Origin of the sequence: Aquimarina algiphila (assembly GCF_007489275.1) — a bacterium.
GTDB classification, from domain to species: domain Bacteria; phylum Bacteroidota; class Bacteroidia; order Flavobacteriales; family Flavobacteriaceae; genus Aquimarina; species Aquimarina algiphila.
Map to the genome: position 1 here is coordinate 50,880 of NZ_VLNR01000009.1, position 23,380 is coordinate 74,259.

General features: G+C 31.7%; 23 protein-coding genes. 5 read left to right on the forward strand and 18 right to left on the reverse strand.

What is annotated here, in order from left to right; all coding sequences use genetic code 11:
- Positions 1–152: 152 nt before the first annotated feature.
- Both FOF46_RS06010 and FOF46_RS06015 read right to left on the reverse strand, forming a co-directional pair.
- A complete protein-coding gene (locus FOF46_RS06010; protein ID WP_143915826.1) occupies positions 153–1,736 on the reverse strand; it encodes a tetratricopeptide repeat protein in 1,584 nt (527 codons plus the stop codon).
- A 105-nt stretch (positions 1,737–1,841) separates the two neighbouring features.
- Positions 1,842–2,180 carry a hypothetical protein gene (locus FOF46_RS06015; RefSeq protein WP_109434426.1) on the reverse strand — a complete coding sequence of 113 codons (339 nt, stop codon included), beginning with the start codon at positions 2,178–2,180 and terminating at the stop codon, positions 1,842–1,844.
- A gap of 65 nt (positions 2,181–2,245) precedes the next feature.
- Between FOF46_RS06015 and FOF46_RS06020 the strand changes: the two genes are divergently transcribed.
- Positions 2,246–2,866 (forward strand): hypothetical protein, encoded by a 621-nt coding sequence (locus tag FOF46_RS06020; protein WP_143915827.1) that lies wholly within the window; start codon positions 2,246–2,248, stop codon positions 2,864–2,866.
- A gap of 86 nt (positions 2,867–2,952) precedes the next feature.
- Here FOF46_RS06020 and rpmA read toward each other — a convergent pair whose 3' ends face one another.
- The 8 genes from rpmA to mutY all read right to left on the reverse strand — a co-directional run bounded on the left by rpmA (position 2,953) and on the right by mutY (position 9,071).
- Complete coding sequence (rpmA, locus tag FOF46_RS06025; RefSeq protein WP_109434428.1) at positions 2,953–3,213, reverse strand: 50S ribosomal protein L27; 261 nt, start codon at positions 3,211–3,213, stop codon at positions 2,953–2,955.
- Between the two features lie 55 nt (positions 3,214–3,268).
- Positions 3,269–3,841 carry a 50S ribosomal protein L21 gene (rplU, locus tag FOF46_RS06030; protein ID WP_109434429.1) on the reverse strand — a complete coding sequence of 191 codons (573 nt, stop codon included), beginning with the start codon at positions 3,839–3,841 and terminating at the stop codon, positions 3,269–3,271.
- A gap of 99 nt (positions 3,842–3,940) precedes the next feature.
- A complete protein-coding gene (locus tag FOF46_RS06035) occupies positions 3,941–4,414 on the reverse strand; it encodes a DUF4199 domain-containing protein (RefSeq protein ID WP_109434430.1) in 474 nt (157 codons plus the stop codon).
- A 98-nt stretch (positions 4,415–4,512) separates the two neighbouring features.
- Positions 4,513–5,388 carry a DMT family transporter gene (locus tag FOF46_RS06040; RefSeq protein WP_143915828.1) on the reverse strand — a complete coding sequence of 292 codons (876 nt, stop codon included), beginning with the start codon at positions 5,386–5,388 and terminating at the stop codon, positions 4,513–4,515.
- Positions 5,389–5,457: 69 nt separating this feature from the next.
- Positions 5,458–6,030, reverse strand: coding sequence for a gliding motility lipoprotein GldD (gene gldD, locus FOF46_RS06045; protein ID WP_143915829.1), 573 nt, complete (start codon positions 6,028–6,030; stop codon positions 5,458–5,460).
- Entirely contained in the window at positions 6,011–7,342 is a 1,332-nt protein-coding gene (locus FOF46_RS06050; protein WP_143915830.1) for a gliding motility-associated protein GldE, read from the reverse strand. Before FOF46_RS06050 ends, gldD begins: the two co-directional genes overlap by 20 nt.
- A 24-nt stretch (positions 7,343–7,366) precedes the next feature.
- Positions 7,367–7,828, reverse strand: coding sequence for a single-stranded DNA-binding protein (locus FOF46_RS06055; protein WP_109434434.1), 462 nt, complete (start codon positions 7,826–7,828; stop codon positions 7,367–7,369).
- A 178-nt stretch (positions 7,829–8,006) separates the two neighbouring features.
- Positions 8,007–9,071, reverse strand: coding sequence for an A/G-specific adenine glycosylase (mutY, locus tag FOF46_RS06060; RefSeq protein WP_143915831.1), 1,065 nt, complete (start codon positions 9,069–9,071; stop codon positions 8,007–8,009).
- A 130-nt stretch (positions 9,072–9,201) separates the two neighbouring features.
- Between mutY and FOF46_RS06065 the strand changes: the two genes are divergently transcribed.
- The gene (locus tag FOF46_RS06065) at positions 9,202–9,492 is read left to right on the forward strand and encodes an HU family DNA-binding protein (RefSeq protein WP_024768281.1); all 291 of its coding nucleotides are present in this window, start codon (positions 9,202–9,204) and stop codon (positions 9,490–9,492) included.
- Between the two features lie 282 nt (positions 9,493–9,774).
- Positions 9,775–11,313, forward strand: coding sequence for an Rne/Rng family ribonuclease (locus FOF46_RS06070; protein ID WP_109434436.1), 1,539 nt, complete (start codon positions 9,775–9,777; stop codon positions 11,311–11,313).
- Between the two features lie 81 nt (positions 11,314–11,394).
- Here the strand turns inward: FOF46_RS06070 and FOF46_RS06075 are convergent, their stop codons facing one another.
- Together FOF46_RS06075 and FOF46_RS06080 are read right to left on the reverse strand one after the other, a co-directional pair.
- Positions 11,395–11,613 carry a hypothetical protein gene (locus FOF46_RS06075; RefSeq protein WP_109434437.1) on the reverse strand — a complete coding sequence of 73 codons (219 nt, stop codon included), beginning with the start codon at positions 11,611–11,613 and terminating at the stop codon, positions 11,395–11,397.
- A 136-nt stretch (positions 11,614–11,749) separates the two neighbouring features.
- Positions 11,750–13,435: an AraC family transcriptional regulator gene (locus FOF46_RS06080; protein ID WP_143915832.1), complete on the reverse strand. Its 1,686-nt coding sequence runs from the start codon at positions 13,433–13,435 to the stop codon at positions 11,750–11,752.
- Positions 13,436–13,768: 333 nt separating this feature from the next.
- Here FOF46_RS06080 and FOF46_RS06085 point away from each other — a divergent pair, with 333 nt between their 5' ends.
- Positions 13,769–14,023 carry a helix-turn-helix domain-containing protein gene (locus FOF46_RS06085; RefSeq protein ID WP_143915833.1) on the forward strand — a complete coding sequence of 85 codons (255 nt, stop codon included), beginning with the start codon at positions 13,769–13,771 and terminating at the stop codon, positions 14,021–14,023.
- A gap of 93 nt (positions 14,024–14,116) precedes the next feature.
- Here the strand turns inward: FOF46_RS06085 and FOF46_RS06090 are convergent, their stop codons facing one another.
- From FOF46_RS06090 to FOF46_RS06115, 6 genes are all read right to left on the reverse strand, one after another.
- Entirely contained in the window at positions 14,117–15,235 is a 1,119-nt protein-coding gene (locus FOF46_RS06090) for a helix-turn-helix domain-containing protein (RefSeq protein ID WP_143915834.1), read from the reverse strand.
- Between the two features lie 167 nt (positions 15,236–15,402).
- A complete protein-coding gene (locus FOF46_RS06095) occupies positions 15,403–15,726 on the reverse strand; it encodes a hypothetical protein (protein ID WP_143915835.1) in 324 nt (107 codons plus the stop codon).
- A gap of 504 nt (positions 15,727–16,230) precedes the next feature.
- Positions 16,231–16,419, reverse strand: coding sequence for a class I lanthipeptide (locus FOF46_RS06100; protein ID WP_143915836.1), 189 nt, complete (start codon positions 16,417–16,419; stop codon positions 16,231–16,233).
- Positions 16,420–16,541: 122 nt separating this feature from the next.
- Complete coding sequence (locus FOF46_RS06105) at positions 16,542–18,239, reverse strand: helix-turn-helix domain-containing protein (protein WP_143915837.1); 1,698 nt, start codon at positions 18,237–18,239, stop codon at positions 16,542–16,544.
- Positions 18,236–19,105, reverse strand: coding sequence for a thiopeptide-type bacteriocin biosynthesis protein (locus FOF46_RS06110; RefSeq protein ID WP_143915838.1), 870 nt, complete (start codon positions 19,103–19,105; stop codon positions 18,236–18,238). The genes FOF46_RS06105 and FOF46_RS06110 overlap by 4 nt, the downstream gene beginning before the upstream one ends.
- Positions 19,106–19,177: 72 nt before the next feature.
- Positions 19,178–21,463: a lantibiotic dehydratase family protein gene (locus FOF46_RS06115; RefSeq protein WP_143915839.1), complete on the reverse strand. Its 2,286-nt coding sequence runs from the start codon at positions 21,461–21,463 to the stop codon at positions 19,178–19,180.
- A 424-nt stretch (positions 21,464–21,887) separates the two neighbouring features.
- On the opposite strand from FOF46_RS06115, the gene FOF46_RS06120 reads away from it, so the two are divergent.
- Entirely contained in the window at positions 21,888–23,063 is a 1,176-nt protein-coding gene (locus FOF46_RS06120; protein ID WP_143915840.1) for an HlyD family secretion protein, read from the forward strand.
- Positions 23,064–23,380 lie beyond the last annotated feature (317 nt).

A 23,380-nucleotide genomic window follows, 5' to 3' on the forward strand; every position in this document is an offset into this window, starting at 1 on the left:
AAGCTATATTAATACAGAGGTTTACGGATAAAACGCAAGGCAACAAAGGATAAACATTTTACTAAAATCATAGAAACAATAAAGCAACAATTAAGATTAATTTACATTGCAATAACATTTACAAAAAAGAAAGCATGATCTTCTTAAAAAACCTATAGAGCAATCATAAAATTTACAAGTTCTTCTTTTTGATCTATTGGAAGTTTTTTTCGCAAACGATATCTAGCGACTCTGACGCTGTCTGGAGTCACCCTTAAAATAGATGCAATTTCTTTAGATGATAAATTAAGTCGCAACAACATTCCCAAACGTAATTCTGCTGGTGATAGATTTTCTTCGGAAAGTAAGGATAGTTTTTTTATAAAATCAGGATGGATTTCTTCAAAAAAATTATTGAATTCGACCCATTCTCGTTCCTGGTGTAAATTAAAATTAATTTCCTTTATCAGTTTTTTGATATTTGCATTTACATCAATATTTTTTCTATCCACCATATTTGTTAGTGTAAGGGACAAATCTGATAGTATTTTGTTTTTTTGTGATATATGTAAACTGTATCTGGATAATGCAGATGTTTTTACATGCACTTCATGTTGTAAATTCTTTTCTTCGAAGGCTTTTCTTTCTAATTCTGCTTTTAACATTCGTTGTTTGTATTTTTGAAGTTTTAGGTTTTCTTTTCTCTTTCTTCTAAAATACACAAACAGAATACCTACCATTAGTACTGTTGTCCCAAAAATAACCAAAAGAAGATCTTGATTAGCTCGGCTTATCTTTTTTTGTTGTAAAAGTGAGTTAATTTGAGTTTCCTTTTGTTTGGTTTCATAAACCGCCTGCAATGTATTTAATTGATTAATATTTTGAGAAGATATTAATTCTTCATTAATACGTTCTGCTTCTAAAAGATGATCAAAAGCTTTTTTAAAATCTCCTATCAGCCCATAGGTCTTTGATAAATCCTTATGAGCACTCTTTAATTCATACATATCTTGAAACTGAACCGCTAGCTTATATGCATTATTTGTGTAAGTAAGAGCGACACTATAATTACCTGTCTTTCGATTGATATCCCCTAAGTTATTCAAAACACCAATACGACTATTCTCATTTATCTTTTTAAAATACTCATCTGCTTTTTTAAAATATTCATAAGCAAGATTGTATTGTTCAAGGTCCTCATAGATACTTCCAATATTTTCATTCACTATTGCAAGCCCTTCCTTATTTCCAAGTTTTTTAAACAGTGAAAGGCTCTCTTTTTGATATTGGAGTGCCTCTAAATACTCTCCTTCTTTCTCGTAGCATGAACCCAAAAAACTTCTTGCTTTTGCCTCTCCCTTTACATATTTGATTCTGGATGATATTAATATACTTTCATTAAAATAATCCTTTGCTTTGCTACTATTTTTTAATGATAAATAGATTACTCCTATTTCATTTTTTAGGAATACAGTAAGTGTATCATATTTCTGAACTAAAGTAAGCGCGTTATTATACTGTTCTAATGCTTCATTATATACTCTTGCTTTTTGATAATACTTCCCTAATTGCAGATGTTTTTGAGCGGTGATCACAGAAGCACTATCTTTTTTTGCAGTTTCTAGTTCGAGTTTTAGGCTTAAAAGTACTTTATCTATTTGCTGTTGCTCTACTAAATCAGATTGTGCCCCAAAACAAAAAGGAATTGAGGCTACAAAAAAATAAACAAGGAAAATAAACCTTTGTAATTGTTTCATAAAACTTGTGTGAAAAATAGCTCCCTTAACTATTGAAAAATCTTACAAATTTAATATGCTCACAATTTTTTTTCGTTATTTGTTTATTATTTTTGTGTTGTGTTATTATTTACTTTTTCTAAAGATATAACTCATCCATACGGGATCATTTTCTTCAGAAACTATAGATTGTCGATCTACAAATTCCCAATTGGCGGCATTCATATAATTTAATAAATCTGAAGTGCTTTCTAAATCTTCTAATTTATCTATTGTTATTTGTTTACCCTGTAAAGATGTTTGTTCTTCTACTTTTATTCTTTTTACCCTTCCACTATTATTTGCTTTTTGAATTACAATTACTTCTAGATAATCATATTTAGGGATATCTTGCGAGTATCCCTCAAAGCCTATAAACAACACAAGGAGAGCGCTACACAGAGCACTTATTATTGAAATTTTCATATAAATTGATTTGGTTTATCATTCTTTAGAAGTAAATTTAGGCAATTAGTTTAATGTACAAAACAATGAACATACTAATAAAAACACTTCTTATTCTTATCCTTTTTATACCTAAAGGTCTTGCGCAAACCAAGGGAGATATCAAAAACATAAAAGAGGAGTACTCCTCAATTACAAAATTGTTAGAACAAGACAAACTAACAGCGTTAGCTCTTGAAAACAAATGTAATAGCAATGGCCAAACTGAAGCTTTTCTGACATTTTATTATAACAATGACAATTTAGTACATATACAACATACGTATGCCGAAGGGCATAGCAGCTACACAAATCATTATTATATCAATGACAATAAATTATTCTTTTATTTCTCTGAGCATGAGTCATGGAGATGGGATTATGAAGGCACTCCTAAAGAACAAGGATTTACTAACGAAATTTGGACCTATGATGAACAACGAATCTATTTCGTCAAAGAAGTGCCCATAAAATGTTTACGTAAGGCCTATACTGAAAAATCTGTTGATCAACCAAACAAAGGCGAAACAACACTATCAGAAGCCAAAAAAAACAAAGAGGTAGATTGCGACAAAAATTCTATGAAGCTGATCTTAAAAAAATATCAGCTACTTCTAACTTTCCAAAAGAGTACTACTCAGAATATCTGTGATATTAGTTTTGAATAAATAATACCACAAGGCTTTATTTAGAGAAAATAAAAAAACCCTTTCCATTTCTGAAAAGGGTCAATATATTACAAAGGAAAGGTCCTTTATGCTTCAAATGGAACTATTGAAACATAGGACTTATTATCTCTCTTTTTAGTAAATTTCACCATACCATCTACCTTAGCATGTAGTGTGTGGTCTTTACCTGCATATACATTTTCACCTGGTTTGTGTGCTGTACCTCTTTGTCTTACAATGATGTTACCAGCCACGGCAGCTTGTCCACCAAAAATCTTAACACCTAAGCGTTTGGATTCTGATTCTCTACCGTTTTTCGAACTACCAACTCCTTTTTTATGAGCCATTTTCTTTCGGTTTTATATTGTTATTACTAGCAGGATGTTCTGCTGTCTAAATTTGTTATCCTTGTAAAGCTGCTATTAAATCTGCTTTCTTCATAGAAGAAATTCCAGAAATTCCTTTAGCTTTAGCCATGTCTTTCAATTCAGCTACAGTTTTAGTACTCAAATCTTCAGTACTTGCTGCTTTTGCTTCTTTTTTAGGAGCTGCTGCTTTAGTTTTAGTTTCTGCTTTAGGAGCAGAAGCTTTTACTTCTTTTTCAGCTTTTGCTTTTGGCTCAGCTTTTTTAGCCTCTGCCTTAGGAGCAGCTTTCTTTGCTCCAGAAGTTACAATGCTTTCAATTACAATTTCTGTAAGAGATTGACGATGACCATTTTTAACACGGTATCCTTTACGTCTCTTTTTCTTGAAAACAATAACTTTATCACCTTTAAGGTGTCTTGTGATTTTTGCTCCTACTTGAGCTCCATCTATAGCTGGGGCGCCTAAAGTAACTTTTTCACCATCTGCTGCAAGAAGAACTTTGTCAAAAGAAACTTTGTCTCCTTCTTCTCCAGCTAAACGATGTACGAATACTTTTTGGTCTTTTGCAACTTTAAATTGCTGCCCTGCTATCTCTACAATTGCGTACATAGCGTAACGTTTAATTAATTATTTTGTAAATAAAGAACTGTACCTATTTCTCAATAGGCGGGTGCAAATATACTGCTAATTAATTAAATGACAAACATTTTATGCTTCTACAGGACGAGAATTTCCATTTTTCTTCGGATTCCAACTTTCTTTGAATAATTGCATAAAAGATAAAGTAAGTACAAAAGTAGTGGCAAAACCCATAATTGCAGCAATGAAAACCACTATACCCACACCAACATGATAGTGGGAACTCCAGTTCGCAAGCATTTCTGGTAAAAAAGTAGTATTAATATTGGTTACATATATAGCAAAGAAAATTGTAAAAATAAGTGTTGCATTAAAACCAGTAAAAAGTCCGGCCATGAAGCCTTTTTGATAATCAAAGTCACCTCCCTTTTCTTTTTTAAAATTTTTCATTGCACTATATAACCCAAAAGCAACAATAACACCATTACCAAGGCTAAAAACAGGATTAGTTTGTACTCCTATTAACGAAAGAATTAAAAAATATATGATGAGCCCGATTGCAATTAAGACTCCGTATTTAACTGGGATGGTTGACTTTTTCATAACTTCTCTCTTTTAAATTCTTACTTAAAAATATAAAATTTAAGAGTTCTTTAACCTTAAAAGGTTGTTAATTTGTTGTTTAACAGAAGAATACGAGCTTACCTATTCCTATTCGCCAGATAAACTCCTAAAATAATAATTCCAGAAGCTAATACCTGATAAAAAGTAAATTGTTCATTATCTAAGACACCCCATAACAACGCTACAATAGGAATTGTATAAGTCACAGAAGTTGCAAAGACGGGGGTACTAATCTGCACCAATTTATTAAACAAAACCTTGGCAATACCTGTTCCTACTACTGCAAGTATCGATATGTATATCAAACTTGCATGTACTTTTGGGCTAGAAATTACTTCAGCTTTAAAAAAATCAGACCCGTATAACACGATTAATGCTGGGATAACAAGCACAATAAAATTTCCATTTGCAATAGCCATAGGAGAAATATGCTGCATGTATCGTTTTATGATATTTACATTCATTGCATAACAAACCGAAGCACAAAGCACTAATAAAGCATACCAATAATTTTGACCAGGGTTTACTGAAGCTCCTTCCAAAATTAATGCGAGACAACCTACAAATCCCACTATCACCCCTATCAACTGGTTTTTATTAAATCGAATAGAGAAAATTAGTACTCCCAAAATAAGTGTTACAAGTGGTGTTGTGGAATTGAGAATTGATGCAATCCCACTATCAATTTCTGTTTCGGCAAAAGCAAACAAAAAAGCTGGAATAAACGTCCCCAAAAAGCCTGATATCGCAATCCATTTCCAATCAGATGCTGCTATAGTTTTCATGCTCCTAAAACCTATTAGAAATAAAAACACAGCTGCAAAAAGAGTTCTTAACGCCCCTAGTTGCAGTGGGGTAAGACCAATAAGCGACTTCTTAATAAGAATAAATGAACTACCCCAAACCAGAGAGAGTATAATAAGATATAACCATTTTAATTTTGTGTTTTGCATCTTTCAAAAAGTAAACTGCAAAAGTGATGAAATTATAAATGTATGAGTGTAGTTTTGGAAGAAAATTAACTATTCTTTCCAACGAAGGGTTTCCATCAATTGTTTCATATCATTACGTAAATAATTTGCAGCCGGAAGAATAGAGTCATAATTTGGTTTTACTTTAAAATACATAGACCCCACTACAAAATGATTAATACTATCAGTAGCATAAAACTGAGACTGTGAAGCCGCATTGCCAGACACCTCATAAAACATACCAAACACACGATTTTTTTCATCAATATAAGGTTCTTGTAAAATACCATCTGCCTTAATCACGTGTTCTTGAGTAAGATTTTGAGCATCCCGTAGCAACGAATCAAGGTTATTATTAATTTTAAAATAAGAAATATACATGGTTGCTTTTAATTTCTTATACTCCAGATTATACCAACATCGATTATTCCTTCTGGCTTTTTGAAATTCTGAAAAATCATTTTTCTCAAAAGAATAAGGGCAAGGTAACATCACTTCTTTATACTCTGGTTTAGGATAACTTAATCGCAACATTCCTTCTGGTTTAGGTAGGATCTCACCACCACAAGAAAGTAATAACACTGCACTTATTACTAAACAAAATCTAACTATTTTCCTTTTCATTAATGGTTAATTTCACTTGTTTTATTCGTTTATTATCCAATGATTCTACTTTAAAAGTATACTGGTTCAAATTAATCATTTCACCTCGTCTTGGAAAACTTCCTGATATTTCCAGCAACAATCCCGCGATGGTTTCTGCATCTCCTTTTTTATCTTCAAAAATTTCATTGTCTTCGAGCTTTAATACTTTGTAAAAATCTTTTAACGCCGTCCTTCCTTCAAAAACATAATTTTGATCATCGAGTTTAGAATACACCAAATCTTCATCGTCAAATTCGTCACTAATATCACCAACAATTTCTTCGATAATATCTTCTAAAGAGATCAATCCACTGGTCCCTCCATATTCATCTACCACGATAGCCAGATGATTCTTTTTGTTTTTAAAATCATTAAGCAGATCATCGAGTTTTTTATTCTCTGGCACAAAATAGGGATCTCTTAATAACGGTATCCAATCAAAATTGGTTTCATTAATATGCGGTAAAAGATCTTTTACATATAAAATCCCGATCACTTTATCAATATTATCTTCATAAACAGGAATACGTGAATATCCATTCTCGATAACCTCTGGCAGAATTTCTTTATAGGACGCTTGGTTATTCAATGCAAAAATATCCATTCTGGGTCGCATCACTTGTTTTGTATCTGTATTTCCAAAGGACACTATTCCTTCCAGGATTTTCTTTTCTTCATCAGTAGTATCCTTATCAGAGGTTAGTTCTAGTGCTTGTGACAATTGATCTACACTTAAATTAGATTTTTGTTTTCCCAATCTATTATGAATCCCAATAGTAACGCTACGCATAGGGATACTGATTGGAGTGATAATCCAATCCAAAACCCTAAGAGGACGTGCCATAAACATGGCAAATTTCATTTTATTTCTACTGGCATATATTTTTGGCAAGATCTCACCAAATAATAAGATCAAAAAAGCTGCTAGTCCGACTTCTACTAAAAACCGCACACTAATCCAGCCAAACCACACATAGTCAAGGCTACTAAAATATACTTTCCCCAAAGCATCAAAAAGTAATATGATCGCAATATTGATAAAATTATTCGCTACTAATATTGTTGCTAGTAATTTCTTGGGATTATCTAATAATCTGGATATCGTCTTAAGGTTCTTAGATCCATTTTCTTCATCTTTTAGATCAGCAGGAGTTAATGAAAACAGCGCCACTTCACTTCCGGATATTAATGCAGAAAAAACAAGTAAAACTACAAGTGCCACCAAATTAACGGTTTGCATTGGATCAAAAGCGAATAGTAAAATAAATAAAGGTTCAGGATCAGGGTCCAAATTATCTCTGTTTAGTTAAACGTATCAGAATGGGAGATCGTCGTCTTCCATTGCTGGTGAATCAGGTGAAGCCTCTTGCGGATTGTTCACAGAAGGGGTCACTTGCTGAGTTGTATTCTGAGGTCTTGGCTCAGAAGATGGGTTCTCATTTTTGGGGGTAAGAAAAGTAAAATCAGTACACTGTATTTCTGTACTATATCTATCTTTTCCTTGTTCATCTTGCCATTTTCTGGTCTTTAAACGCCCCTCTATATATATTTTATCTCCTTTATTAAGGTATTTCTCACAAATCTCTGCCGCTTTATTTCTCACAACAATATTATGCCACTCCGTAGTAGTCACTCGTTCATTTGTACTTTTATTCACATAAGAATCATTTGTTGCGAGTGGAAATCTACCAATACAATTACCTCCTTCAAAATAATGCATCTTAACCTCATCTCCTGTATGCCCAATAAGCATTACTTTATTTAGTGTTCCAGACATTTTAATTATAGTTTGTTGTTAGGGTTTATACTTGCAAAGAAATAACAAACCTTTATAAATAACGCTATCAGAATAGTTCTTATTTTCTTCTATACCTTAAAATAACATTGTTATCTAGTAAATGTAATAAAAAATCAATAAATACAATACTCTTAGAATCGTCTTAACGTATCTTTTTTTAAACTAAATCTTTCTTAAAAAACGCTTCTATAAAATTACTTAACAAAATAGGAACCGGATAGGAATGTATATCTTTAAAATTTACTTTTTTCTGATCTTCACTACCATTTAGACTATCATTTAATTTTACAATGTAAAACTTAGTGTATAAATGTTGATGAGATAATTTATGCACTATTAACTCCTCTTTATAGGGTATAATCTCATACTCCTTAGTATTTACTATTTTCTGAAAAATATCATTTAACACTATTTCATCAACACCTACAACTTCTCCTTCTATTAAAGGAAATTCATATAGGCCTTTCCATATTCCGTTCCCTACTCTTTGTTGTAATATGGTTTCCTGATCTGATGAAGAAAATACCAGGTAATTAAAATACCGTTTTTTGACTTTTAGTTTTTTAAGTTTTACTGGTAAAGAAGGTACGTTACCTTTTTTAAGTGCTTCACAACTATCTTGTAAAGGGCAAACAATACAATACGGACTTTTGGGCTTACACTGCAATGCTCCAAACTCCATAATTGCCTGATTGTATTCTGCAGGCTCATCATGATCCATTAATGTTATTGCCAGTTTTTTAAACTCACTAATTCCTTTTGTACTATTAATAGGAGTATCAATTCCAAAATACCTGGATAATACGCGATACACATTTCCGTCGACTACAGGTACGGCTTCATTATAACATATAGAAGCAATGGCACTAGCCGTATAATCACCAACTCCTTTTAATTGCAATAAGTCCTTATATGTAGCAGGAAAAATACCTTTTAAATCATTGGCCACATATTTTGCTGTAGCATGCAGGTTTCTAGCCCTAGAATAATAGCCTAATCCCTGCCATAATTTAAGCACTTCTTCTTCACTTGCATTTGCCAAATCAAATACCGTTGGAAAAGTAGTTGTAAATGACATATAATATGGTAATCCTTGCGCAACTCTGGTCTGTTGAAGTATAATTTCGCTAAGCCAAATATGATATGGATTTTTGGTTTCTCTCCATGGCATTGATCTTTTGTTTTGTAAGTACCACGAAATGAGTTTTTTAGAAAAAATCATAATAAAATTATAAGTTTTACAAAATTAAACGTTTAAAGATGAAAATATCATCTTAAGTATTGATATTTTGGATTTTAAATTGTTATATTTGCCCCCTTGAAAATTTAAAAACCCCTTAATAGGTATTATAATGACTAAAGCAGATATTGTAGCAAAAATTTCAGAAAAACTGGGAATAGAAAAAGGAGATGTTCAGGCAACTGTTGAAACATTTATGGAAGAAGTAAAAAGTTCACTAGAAAGTGGAGACAATGTTTATCTTAGAGGATTTGGTAGTTTTATTATCAAAACCAGAGCAGAAAAAACAGGTCGTAACATTTCTAAGAATACTACTATCAAGATTCCTGCACACAATATACCAGCGTTTAAGCCAGCAAAAGTTTTTGTAGAAGGCGTAAAAACTAATGTAGAAGTAAAATAAACTAATAACAATAAATAAAATACACGCACTATGCCAAGTGGTAAAAAACGTAAAAGACACAAGGTAGCTACGCACAAGCGTAAAAAACGCAGAAGAGCCAACCGCCACAAGAAAAAGTAGTTTCTAACTACTTTTTTTGTTTAAAAGTAATGTTCTTTGAAATCGAAATAAAATATACTATCTACTACCGATAGGATTATTTTATTTCAACGGAATTGCAAAATTCCTGTGAAAAAAATTGTTTAATCCATTCCGATTTATCGGGATAAAAATCTAATCAGAGTGAACAACGAATTGATCATTAGGTCAGGTTCCTCTACAGATTTTGCCTTACTAAAGGATGGAAAACTAATTGAGTTACATAAGGAAGAAGACGATAGTGATTTTTCGGTAGGTGATATTTTTATTGCCAAAATCCGTAAATCCGTCCCAGGTTTAAACGCTGCATTTGTAAATGTAGGGTATGAAAAAGATGCATTTTTGCATTATCATGATCTTGGTCCTCAAGTGTCTTCCTTACTTAAATTCATAAAACGTGTAAGCACAGGTAAATTAAGAAATTATTCTCTAAAGGATTTTCCTGTAGAGGACGATATTGATAAACACGGTACTATTACCAATGTGTTAAAATCAAATCAATCACTGTTAGTACAGATAGTTAAAGAACCTATATCAACCAAAGGCCCTCGAATTAGCTCAGAGCTATCGATTGCTGGTCGATATATTGTATTAGTTCCTTTTTCTAACCGAATTTCTATTTCTCAAAAAATAGAATCTTCAGAAGAAAAAGAACGTTTAAAAAGGCTTGTTAAAAGTATCAAGCCCAAAGGTTTTGGTATTATCGTACGTACTGTAGCAGAAGGCAAAAAAGTAGCAGAACTAGACAAAGATTTACAAAATCTGATGGGACGCTGGGAAACCATGTGCAAGAAATTGTACAAAGCGCATCATCCGTCTAAAGTATTAGGTGAAATGAACAGAGCATCTTCTATATTAAGAGATGTGTTTAATGACACTTTTACTTCTATTATTGTAGATGATGAAGATCTCTACAGTAGAATTAAAGAATATCTGCAAGAAATTGCTCCAAAAAAGGAATCAATTGTAAAACTTCATAATCCTAAAATACCAATTTTTGAAAAATATGGTATTGAACGGCAAATCAAAACAAGTTTTGGCAAGACGGTATCTATGAGTAAGGGCGCCTATTTGGTTATCGAGCATACAGAAGCGATGCACGTAATCGATGTCAATAGTGGCAACCGGTCTAATAAAGCCAAAAACCAAGAAGATACTGCACTAGAAGTTAACCTAATCAGTGCAGCTGAAGTAGCTCGCCAACTACGTCTAAGAGACATGGGAGGCATTATCGTAGTCGATTTTATCGATATGAATAATGCTGATAACCGCAGAACTCTCTTTAATCAATTGAGAGAAGAGATGAAAGACGACAGAGCGAAGCACAAAATATTACCGCCAAGTAAGTTTGGCTTGATTCAGATTACGCGACAACGCGTACGACCAGAAATGAATATCAAAACCCGTGAGGATGATCCAAGCGGAATAAATGGTGAAGTTGAGGCACCTATAGTTTTGGTAGAAAAAATAAAGGTCGAATTAGAAAAATTAATTAAGAAAGAACATAAAAAGATAACGCTAAGTGCGCATCCTTTTATTGCAGCTTTTTTAACAAAAGGATTTCCATCCACCCGATCCAAATGGTATTTTAACCATAAACGATGGGTTAAGATTGTACCTAGAGACGCTTACACGTATTTAGAATATCATTTTCACGATAAAGATGGTGAAGTGATAAAATAAAATAAAGCCCGGACTTGTAAAAGTACCGGGCTTTTTGGTTTTATAATCTCCTCTTTATATTAAAGATTTAATACTCACTATTTATAGGCCAAAACATCCTTGAGTAGGTCTGTTAGTCCCTCCATTGTTTTTTGGATCAGTAACTGTTAATGTACAAGTAAAAGCACCTGAAGGCTCAGGTTTAGGTGGGTCTGTTAAAGGACAATGCTCACTTCCTCCCATAATCACTCTTGGGTTTGTTAATTTTGTGATCTCCAACTTTTCTAATCCTAATTTTTTTGTGATTGACTTTTTTTTCATAATTCTCTTTTTTTATTTGTTTCCGTTGGCAAACATAAATAGAATAATTCTGAAATGTCACTTTTTTATTTAACTACCGCCCTGTTTTCCAGAATCACTGAACATAAGATCTTAATAATCAATTTTTTAACAAAAATCAATTACGCTGTTGTTTTTCTAACTCTCGAATAAAGTATGAAGGTTGTATCTTTTTTATTTTATAAAAAGATTTAGAAAAAGCATCTGTAGAATTAAAACCTATCTCTCTTGCTATGGCTTTAATGGTATAATTCATAAACTTTTTGTCTGTTTTAAGTTTTTCAATACAATAATCTATTCTTAATTCATTGATATATACAATAAAGCTTTTCTTCTTATAGTGATTAATCACTCGGGATAAATATTTTGAATTTGTATTCATTTTTTTTGCCAATTCATTAGTGGTAATGCTTGGCTTTAAAAATTCTTGCTTTCGTTCAAATTCGTCTAAATCATTCAAAATTTTATTCGCAATATCTTCAGAAATCCCAATCGAATCAACCGATGTAGTACTTAAGGTTTTCTGATTCTTTTTATTAGCAGAACTGGAATTATATAATTCGTCAAATCTTTGTTTATATCTCTTCTTTTTTCGATAATTAAAAACCAAAAAAACAGATGACATCATACTTAGAATAACCAAAAAAAAGATAATTATTGTAGATGATTTTTTATCCCCTTTTAATGAATCTATAATTTTTTGCTTTTCAGAAAGAAGTCTCGGGGTATCATAATTTTGGACCACATTCTTGATAAGGTATTTATAATTACTATTTAATACACTATCCACTCTAAGGAGTTTTTCAATATATTCTAATTGGCTATCCGTATCATTTATACTTTTATAATAACTAATCAAAATCTCATGATTCTCTCTATTTTCTGGAATAATCTGAGTAACTCCCTGAAAAATTTTATCTGCTTTTTTATGTTCTTCTATAGCCTCTTCTTCAAAATCCAATGATGATAATGTTTTTCCTAAGTAAAAATGGGCTTGCCCCAAATTAGTTTTATCACCATTTAACTCTAAATCTGTAATTGCTTTTGCTAAACTATCTTTGGCTACGGTATAATTCGATTTACTAAATTGATTTATTCCTTCGTTTAGTACAAAATAACATGTAAACTGTTCTGCTTTTAATTCTATAGATTCTTTGTACCCTATTCTATTTATCATAGAAGCAGAATCTAGCACTTTATTAAAATTATAAGATTCTGACAAAGCAAAAAGTGTAGTTAAATAGTCATTGGGAGCTTTTTCTTTATATTTTGAGTAAAATGCATAACATTCTCGTAAGGTTACTAAAGCTGTTTCATTTTCTCCCAGAATAGCCTTCAGAATACCTATATTTTTCTTACAAGAATATTGGAGAAATATATTATTATATTTTTCTGTTTCGTCATATACTTTTAAATAATAATCAAAAGCCTTCTTAAAATTTCCCATGTCAAAATACTTAAGCGCTTTATTTAAATAGGCATAGGTAGGGTAGCTTTCTGTCTGGTGATTTTTTGTAATTGCTATTATAGTATCACAATATTTGATTGATGTCTCCCCTGTACTTATGCTGGATAAGAAATAATATCCATCTGCAATTCTTAACGTATCCTTTTCTTTTTTTGCTTTAGAAAGATATTTATTGGCATACCCAACAGCAATTACAGAATCCACTTCATTTTCATAAAATTTATTTAATAAAAACTTATAACTATCATCTAAGGTTTTCTCGGTGTTTTGATATGCAGTGATACTTTGTATTTGATAAAATAAAAGAATCGCTACGATATAAAAACTCTTGCACATTATTCTCTTCAAAATTTATGAATGCTATATTAAAAATACTATGATTTACACTTCATCTTCTTCCAAAACAAGAAGTAAATATACCATTTTCTGTTTTTTATTCGACTTCTTAAAAAGACAAATCTAAATATTTAAAAAACAATACTTTAACACAAAAAAGGATCTTGTTATTCTAAGAATCTATGCCGTGTTTTCCCGAATTGCAGAATACTCTCCTTGTTTCTTCCTTAATATTGGGGATATATTTGTTTCTATCAAAAAACAATGTTCTACAACATAAAACAAGGTCAAAAAAAGAATAAATATTCTCTATTAATTAAGAATATAAAGATTATGAAAATTCTCATCCAAACTATGCAACTTATTCAACGTATTGATCAATTGATCCATTTACAAGCAACAGGCACTCCAGATCAGTTAGCGTCGCGATTAGGTATCTCAAGAACTAAAGTCTATCGTATCATCAAATTTATGAAAGACCTTGATGCTCCTATACTATATGATTTACATTCTCAAAATTTTATCTATGCCGAAGCGGTAGGATTTAGGTTTGGATTTTATCAAAACGAATTACAAAGTGATGAATGAATCATAAACCATGGGTTAAGATTGTACCTAGAGACGCTTACACGTATTTAGAATATCATGTTCATGATAAAGATGGTGAAGCTAAATATTCATTTACGTACTAGTCCCTGAACTTTGTTTCTCGAGTTTTTTTATAAAGTATGAAGGATATATCCCTGTTTTCTTATAAAATGTCTTAGCAAAAGCCTCTGCTGTTTTAAACCCCACTTCTTGTGCAATGGCCTTGATAGTGTATTTTCTAAATCGAGCATCTGATTGTAGTTTTTCTACCGCAAAATCGATACGTAGGTCATTAAGATATTGACTTAAACTTTTCTTCTTATAGGTATTGATTACTAGCGACAAGTAACTGGAGTTAGACCCAAAACTCTTTGCCAGGTCTTTAGAATTGATTTTTGAGCTTAGATATCCTTGTCGCTCCTCAAATAATTGTAATTGACTAAGTAAATGCTCTAGCGTTTCTGGATTAATTGAGGATATCTCGGTCTTATTTTTTGGTGGTTTTTCTTTAGACTTGCTTTGCCGGGCATTGGTCTCCACCAATTGCAAAAATCGTTTTTTATAGCGTCGTTGGTTATAGTAATAATAACTCACTCCTCCCAGACTTAGAACCAATAACAATGAGATGATTGCAATGGTCTTAGCACTGACACCTTTTTCTGCTTCTAAAGAAACAATAAGTTCTTCTTTTTCTCTAAGCAGGTTGGGAGTGTCGAATTCTTTTATGATTTTTTTGTTTAGATTTTTATATTGCTTATCTAAGATACTATCTGCGCTAAGTAATTTATTAATGTAATACAACTGTTTATCCTTATCATTTTCTGATTTATAATAATCAATCAACATCTTATACCCCTCTCTCATTTCTAAATACACATATCCACTTTTTGCAGTTTCATCAAGTATTCTTAGATATTTTAAAGAATTTTTGCTGTCATTAAATTTTCGATTCAGTTTCGCTAGATACAAATAACCACTAACTTTTAATATACTATTTGGATAATATTTTTCAAGAAAAAACGTCCCTTTATTAATACTGTCTAAAGAGGCTTTATATTGTTTTTTATGATATAGGTTTATTCCTTCGTTTAGTACGAAATAATAATATATATCCATACTATCCTTTAATGACTGTTTAATTCCTTTTTTATTATAGTATGAAGATGAATCAATAAGTTGAAGTTGTCTAAAAGTAATTGATAATTGTAGCATCGAAGTATAATGCTCTTCTCGTTTAATATTATTCTCTTCTTCATATTTTAATACCTCTTTAAATATTTTTGCCGCTTCTTGAAATTCTCCAATTTGCTGTTTTAAAGTCGCAATATTATGTTTAGTTATATAATATAAAAATAGATTATTCGCCTTTCTGGAGTACTCTAAAGCTTGTAGATAGCTGTCAATTGATTTATTGTATTCTTTTGTTTGTATACGCCTCCTTTAATAGAATAAGAAATTGCGGGGTATCTTTTATTCTTCAGACCTTTACTAATTGAAATAGAGCTATCTAAATAAGCCAATCTCACCGGAACATCATTTAAGTAATTATAAGATATAGACATATAACCTTTTGCTATTTCAATATTATCTTTTCCTTCTTTTGCTTTACTAAGCAATGTGCTTGTATATGTAAAAAAAGTAGGAGAGTCTGGTTTATCCGATATACACAATTTAAAAAGCTCCTCAAAACTCTTTGTCTTCAACGAATCAGGGATTTGAAATTTTTGTCCAAAACTCAAAAAGGATAACAAAAGAAAAAGTGTTGTAAGATAGACCGATCGCATAGGTAGTTCTTAGAGTTAAAGCTCAAAAGTATTGAAAATATTAGCAAACCTCTAAAAAGTAAAAACCCAACTTAGTTAAGTTGAGTTTTTCAATTATGTTAATCTTTAATTTAAGTTTCCGAAATGGATTTTTTTTGATTTTAACAAGTTCCTTCTAAAGTTAAATCATCGCTAGATACTATTAGGTCACTACTTAAAGTCTGCCTCCAAAAAATAATTTCGTTTTTTGTTCTCTAAGAATATTACTCTTAAAGAAATATAAAGAAAAATGGGCTCACATCTCATTTTTCAGAAAACAGAATAAAAATCAACCAATCAAGAAGAATTAGCTCAAATTCACATCTCCTACTATTAATAAAACAAGAAGAGCATAAACAGAGACTCTCATATTGATCCTTTTAATCCCATCTTTCAAAAGTAATTCTATCGAATATTGCCTTCAAAAAACAAAGCACCACTACCAGTAGTAGGCGAACATTCGATTAAATCACTGGTACAGTTACATACTGTACGGTCACTTCCTCCTTTTACCTGTTGAAGTGCTTCAATATTTAATTTAGTAATCTTAAGTTTCTTTAAATCCAATTTCTTTTTCCCTTTTTTATTTTCCATGAGTTTTTTGTTTTGAGTTCGAAACAAATATAGGTATTACTCTTAAAGAAATGTGAATGAAAAATTTAGTACTGGTCTGCTTTCTAAGAAAACAGACCAGCAAACAACTAATAAACAGCATTTTATCTGCCAATTTGTTTGATAAAATAAGATGGGTAAATCCCTGTCTTTTTATAGAAGGATTTAGAAAAAGCTTCAGTTGTATTAAATCCAATCTCACGAGAAATTGCTTTAATAGTGTATAATCTAAATTTGGAATCGTTTTTGAGTTTATTTATTACATAATCGATACGCAATTCATTTATATAAACACTAAAACTCTTCTTTTTATAAGTGTTAATAATTTTAGACAAATATTTAGAATTTGTCTTTAATTGCTTTGCTAAATCTCCTGTGGTAATATTAGAACTTAAAAAACTTTCTTTCTTTTCAAATTTTTGAAGTCCTTCTAATACCGAATTTACTATTTCTTCAGAAATTCCTATAGATTCTGTAGTTGATGAACTTTTATTAATATTTTCCTTTTTAATAGAAACCACATTAGTTTCTACATTCATTAATTCTTGAAAACGTTTTTTATACCTTATATTTTTAGTGTAAATCAACATCATAAAAAAGATAAGTATGACTGCAATTGCCAATACTATCCAAAATTTTATATTCGTCTTTTTTTCCTTTTGTTCTAGATCATCTATTAAGTTTTGTTTTTCCTTTAATAACTTTGGTGTATCGTATTCCGTAACAATTGTTTTACTCAGATTTTTATAATTAAGATCCAAAACACTATCAATCGTAAATAATTTATTGATAAAATATAATTGCTTATTCTTATTGTTCTCTTTTTTATAATAATTAATCAACATCTCATATCCTTCCCGTATTTCGATAGATGTAAAATTGGTTTCTTCATAAAATCTATCTATCTCGAGTAAATACTGAAGAGACTTTTCGTCTTTATTAAATATTTTAAAAAGTTTCCCTAAATACAAATATCCACTAATTAAAAACTCTCTATCCACTGTATCATCCTTTAGAACTCCAGGGATTCCTTTGAGAATACTATCTAAAGACGCTTGATATTTTTTTTCTTGAAACAGGTTTACACCTTCATTCAAGGTGAAAAAATTGCGAATTTTTAAATTATTTTTGTTTGCCAAATAAGCGCCTTTTTTATTGTAAAAAGTAGCTGAATCAGAAATATTGACTTTTCTATATGTATTGGCTAATGTAAGAACCACTAACAATTTAGTTCGATTAGTCTTCTCATTTTCATCATAATACTTCATCACTTCTCTAAGTATTCTAATCGCATCTTCATATTCTCCAATCTTTGTCTTCATGAAGGCTACGTTATGTTTTGCAACAAAAGACAACCTTTTATTATTAGATATATCAGCATACTTTAATGCTAAAAGATGACTCTCAATTGATTTACTATAACTTCCTGTATGATAATATACCCATCCTAAATTCGAATACGAAACCTCAGGATAATCGTTCTTTTTAATTTTTTCACCAATGGAAATAGAACTATCCAGGTATAATATTCTTTTAGGAAAATCTTTTATATAATTAAAGGACATATATCGATACGCCTTGGCTAATCCTAATTCATAGTCATCCTGCTTTGCTTTAGCTAATAATACTTGTGAATAAAAAGGCTGTTTGATAGAATCTCCCAGAGATTTTAGAAACACATTATCTATCTCCTCAAAACTCTTTGCTTTCAATGAATCAGGGATTTGAAACCCTTTATCCTGAGCGAATCCATGGATAGTGCTTAAAAAAATGATACTAAAGACAAGTAGTACTCTTTTCATGCTTTGCTATAGCTTACTTTTGTTTTTTGGTAGCGTAATAAGAAATCATAACACACCAATTCATAAAAACGTTGTTTGGATCGAAAAGCTCGATTTACTAACATATGGATATAACTACTCATCAAATCATCCAGTGGCATTTCTAAACTGTTGTCTTGCTGCATTTTCATGATCATTTGTACCACAGCGGTCGATTTTTGAGTTTTGTGATCTATTAAGTCATCTAAAACCTGATATTCTTCTGGCATTTCTGTAGTCTCCAAAAATGCAGAAAGCTTGCTTTTTATGCCTCGGTATTTTTTATCTAATTGTTTGTTTAAAGTCTTATCCCCATGAAATTCTTTCTTAAAAGACTGACTATTTCGATGTACCAATGTTAATTTTTCCTGTTGTCCGTAGTTAAAACTTTCTAACAATCGATCTATTGCCTTTACCACAAACAAAAAATACAATTCTTCGTCTTCTATCAATGCTATAGCATTCAATAGCATTTCACTGTCATAAAAAAACAATTCTTCAGATATATCCATTGTGCGGGTGCCATATCGCTCTAATTCCCTCAAATAGGTGTCAGTCTGTATTTTATACACTACACCCTGCTCTACATAATCCTGTAATGCTGCATTCATTTGTAAAATTACCGTTCCTATGGCTTTTATATCTGGTAAATGAAATCGTATTCTGATATGAAAATCAGGATCCCCATACCGTATAAAAAACCAGGAATCTATCAATCCTTGTTGCAGTAACTGCTCTGTAAGAGGTTTTATGGTTTCTGTAAGGAGTACATCTGAGGTTCTGGCACCACAATAGATTTTATAGTATACCCATTCATCTCCTAATATATATGTTCGTTTTGTACTCATGTAGTCTTTTCTTTGTTCTAATTTTTCTTTCCTATTCAGCCATCAGATCACTGAATGTGCAAAATAAAATTTCTAAACCTCAACCGCCTTTGACACTTGATTTTGTGATTGAGCATGCTCTAGTTTTTCCTGATTGTATAGTGATATAACAAACTGATTGGTATAACTATTACCTTGTTGTTGTACTACACCTTTTTGTCCATCAGGCCGACCTTCTTCGGCAAAGAAAAACTCTTCAAGAATACATCCTTTCTTATTTTTAATAGCATCTAACCACATACGCACAGAATTACTATTCTCTAGGTTAATTAATAACGTATTATCACCATCAATAAGCTGAACTAATGCAGGCATGTTGTGTTTTTCTCTCCAACCCTGTATAACTTTAATGTTGCCTTTGTCTATATGTTCCTTTAGAAAAGGAAGGTCTGCTGTAATAATTTTCCATCTGGCTTTTGCCAATATAAAATCCTTATATACTACCCTGGGTAGAAAAGCGTGTTTATCTAATGCCTCCCCCCAATAAAACCCTAAACCAGATCGTCCTCCCTGTTTCTGTACATCGCATAAAAAATGATATACAGGTAATGCATTAGCACTATAATTATGAGCATTGGTCAATCGTGGTATAATTTCTTTATTAAGCGTCTTAGATCGTAAAATAATACGACCATATCGAACAGATATCATCAGATCAGATATATCAAGCTGTTGCTCCTTGGGTACATTAGATTTTCCTAAATACGGAATTTCATATTCTCGAATCGTAGCTCTACGAATCACATTACCGGTTCTGGACTCTGGCAAATGAACTACCTCTGCCAGAATTTGATTGGGATACATTTCTTGCTCTACTGCTGCAATATGCTGAACATGATCAAGAATACTATCATTACCTGTCGAAAATCGACCCAAAAGATTAGCTCCAGAAGACCCTCCTACAGAGGAAAACATCATTTTTTCTTCTCCATCAACATTTGCAATCTGTACTATAGATGACATAGTATCAGGTAAATCATTCCAATCAAGCTCCAGGTGTTCTACATCTTTATCTTCAAAGTGTAATGTATATTTATTTTCTTTATGAATATGCTGCAATTTTTGATTTAGGATTTCCTGAATAGGACTCCATGATATTTCCTGACGAGATACAGGTTTTAAAGGAATATACAAATCATCCAAAAAAGAAGTAGAATCTCCAGCATTTTGGTTTTGCAGATAGCCAATCCCTACTTCGGTATCTAATGCAGTAGCCAAAGGGATTTCCTGGGTTTCATATCGTTTTGTAAATGCATCTTTAAATCGCTGTAAATGGGTTTCTGAAGGAGCAGTACTTATTTTATTTAAAAGTGTTAAAGCCCTTTTAAATTTATACCCCCATCGCTTATCCAGTTGATTAAATTGTATCTTGGTATACATATCAGTCTGAAATAGATATTTCAGTTCAAAAGAGGTCTCTAGTTGTGATACCCGTTCACTTAACTGTAAATAGTCTTCTGCTGTATTACCCAATTTTTGATCTACTTGGTCCAAGAACACCTGATAATGTTTGATCTCTTTTAAGATAGATTCTGTACCGTCTAATGCCTTAAGACACTTTTCTAACTGCATTAAAAAATCCTCCCCAGTTACAGAAGGTTCTATTTCACTTACCAGAATCTGATTTTCAATTAGCTCACCTATAAATTCTTCTGCCTCTTCATAAGTAATCTCATCATCAACCAATAAATTAGCTAACTCTTTAATCTTTTTACCTGATCTGGTACTTTCAATTATTGTTTGTAAATATTCTGCATAGGCTACAGCTTCAATAGAATGTTCTCGCCTATTGTGTTGATTGTACTTATATTCTATGTATCGGTATTGATCTCCAATTTTATAGAGACTATTATTTGCATACCATAATAGCTGTTTTTTTATAACTTCTTCTTTGGCTAGTTTCTGTGAAAAGGCCACCAAAAAATTCATATCAAAACGGGTTTGCCTTTGATGATGTTTATAATCGGTCAATTCGATTTTATTAGCTTCTCCAAACTCTCCAATACTACATCCTGCAAATAACCCAAACGGAGTACAACGAGAACTCATTCTGGATATATACTTTAATAAAGAAGATTCTAGGCGCTTACTCTTTTTTGTATCCTTTAACTGACCAGACAACCATTTTTCTATTTCGGAAAATAGTTCTGGTGAGGCCAGAAAAATGGCTTCTCTTATACTATCATCTTTCCAAATATCTTTAAAACTGTCAATAGAGATCTCTTGATCTTTAGTGAGATGATGATAAAAGTTTAGTGATAAAAGTGGCGTCCTAAGACAAAATTTGTCAAAAAAGGTATATGGATTTTTTAGCTTCACAAGGTTCTAAGTCTTATTCTATAGTTAATTAATAGGTTATAAATATACTACTTTCTGTTTTAAGGTTTTTTTTAAGAGACCGTAACAAAAATTACTGATAATCAATTATTTACCTCCAAAAACTCGAAGTCTGAATTCTGTGAATTGCGGGCTTGTTTTCATGAATCACGACCGGCTTCACTTGTTTTCAGGCTTTTATCAAGGGTATATTTGATCAAATCAAAAATTATGACACACGCACTCATTAACTTCATTACAGCACTCATCAGATTCTTAATGGATCATTTAATCTCGATATCCTCATTTATTTTTTAATCGCTAAAAAAATCGTCACATGAAATGAGTCATAACCATTAAGTTGATCTCAACCAAAATGATTGTTGATGAATTCTATCTGACCGCTAAAACAATAAAATATAAACAGATGAAACAGTTATTTCCAAAAGAAATCATTGACAATACCATCGAGGTGCATCAATTCGAACATAGTAAAAAAAGCAAAACGATATATACAACAATATTAATTGCTCTTATCATCGCATTAGTACTTCTGCCTTTTATCAAAATTGATATTTACACAACTGCAAGAGGTATGCTAAAACCAAGTAAAGAACGAATTGCTATTACACCTTTGCAATCAGGAAAAGTAGTATTCGCCAATATGCTGGATAATCAAAAAGTAAAAAAGGGAGATACACTACTGATGACCAATACTTCTGTTATTAATGGAAAAATAGAGCGTTCTACTACACAGTTAATAGAAACTGAGCAGTTTATTAAAGATTGCGAATATCTTGTGAATACAACAACACCAAAATTTACTAGAATTCAATCTGCCCGTTATCAAAAAGAATACTTGTATTTCACACAAAAATTACGTGAACTACAAACCCGATTCGAAAAAACAAAAATTGATTACTTGCGTAATCAAAAATTATATGAAAAAGGAGTAGTTGCCAAAGTTGAGTATGAAAACAGTGCTTTTGAGCATCAATTAGCTACTAGTAGTTTACAACAATATCGAAAACAACAAAAAAACACCTGGCAAGCTTCACTAACAGAATATCAGGGTTCTATCAGAGAATTAAAAAGTGGATTATCTCAATTAGAGCAGAACCAAAAAGATCTTGTCATTACTGCTCCTATAGATGGGATTCTTAAGAATGTAATGGGACTTGAACCTGGAAGTTTTATTGCAGGTGGTCTTACTATAGCCGAAATATCTCCAGACACCAAGCTTATTGCAGAATGCTACCTCTCGCCATCTGACATTGGTTTGATCAGTAAGGATAAGGCTGTCAATTTTCAAATCGATGCTTTTAACTATAATCAATGGGGACTGGCCTCGGGTAAAATACAGGATATTAGTAAAGATGTAGACATTCTTAATGAGCAACCTGTTTTTAAGGTACGTTGTAAAATCGATCAAGGCCATCTCAAATTGAAAAATGGTTTTAAAGGAAGTTTCAACAAAGGGATGACATTAAGTGCAAGATTTAAACTTACAGAACGCACTTTATTTGAATTACTATATGACAAAGTAGATGATTGGCTCAATCCTTCAAGCCCAACAATCGCTGAAGTGAAAAGTGAAGAGTGAAAAAAGGAGTCAGAAGTTGAATGACAAATGTAAAATGTAAAACCGAAAAAATTAAAATGTAAAAGTGAAAAGGGCCTGATGCTGGAAGACGGAAGTCAGAAGTTAAAAAAGCATCGGACACCAGGCCTATTGCTTCAGACATCAGATAAAAAATGTAAAGTGAAAAGTATAAAAAAGAGTACAAAGTAGAGAGTACAGAGTGAAAAGTAAAAAAGAAGTCAGAAGTATGAAAACAGAAGTTATAGAATAGAAAAGGGTCAGATGTCAGAGATAAAAAAACATCCGACATCCGACTTCATACTTCTCACAACTATTAA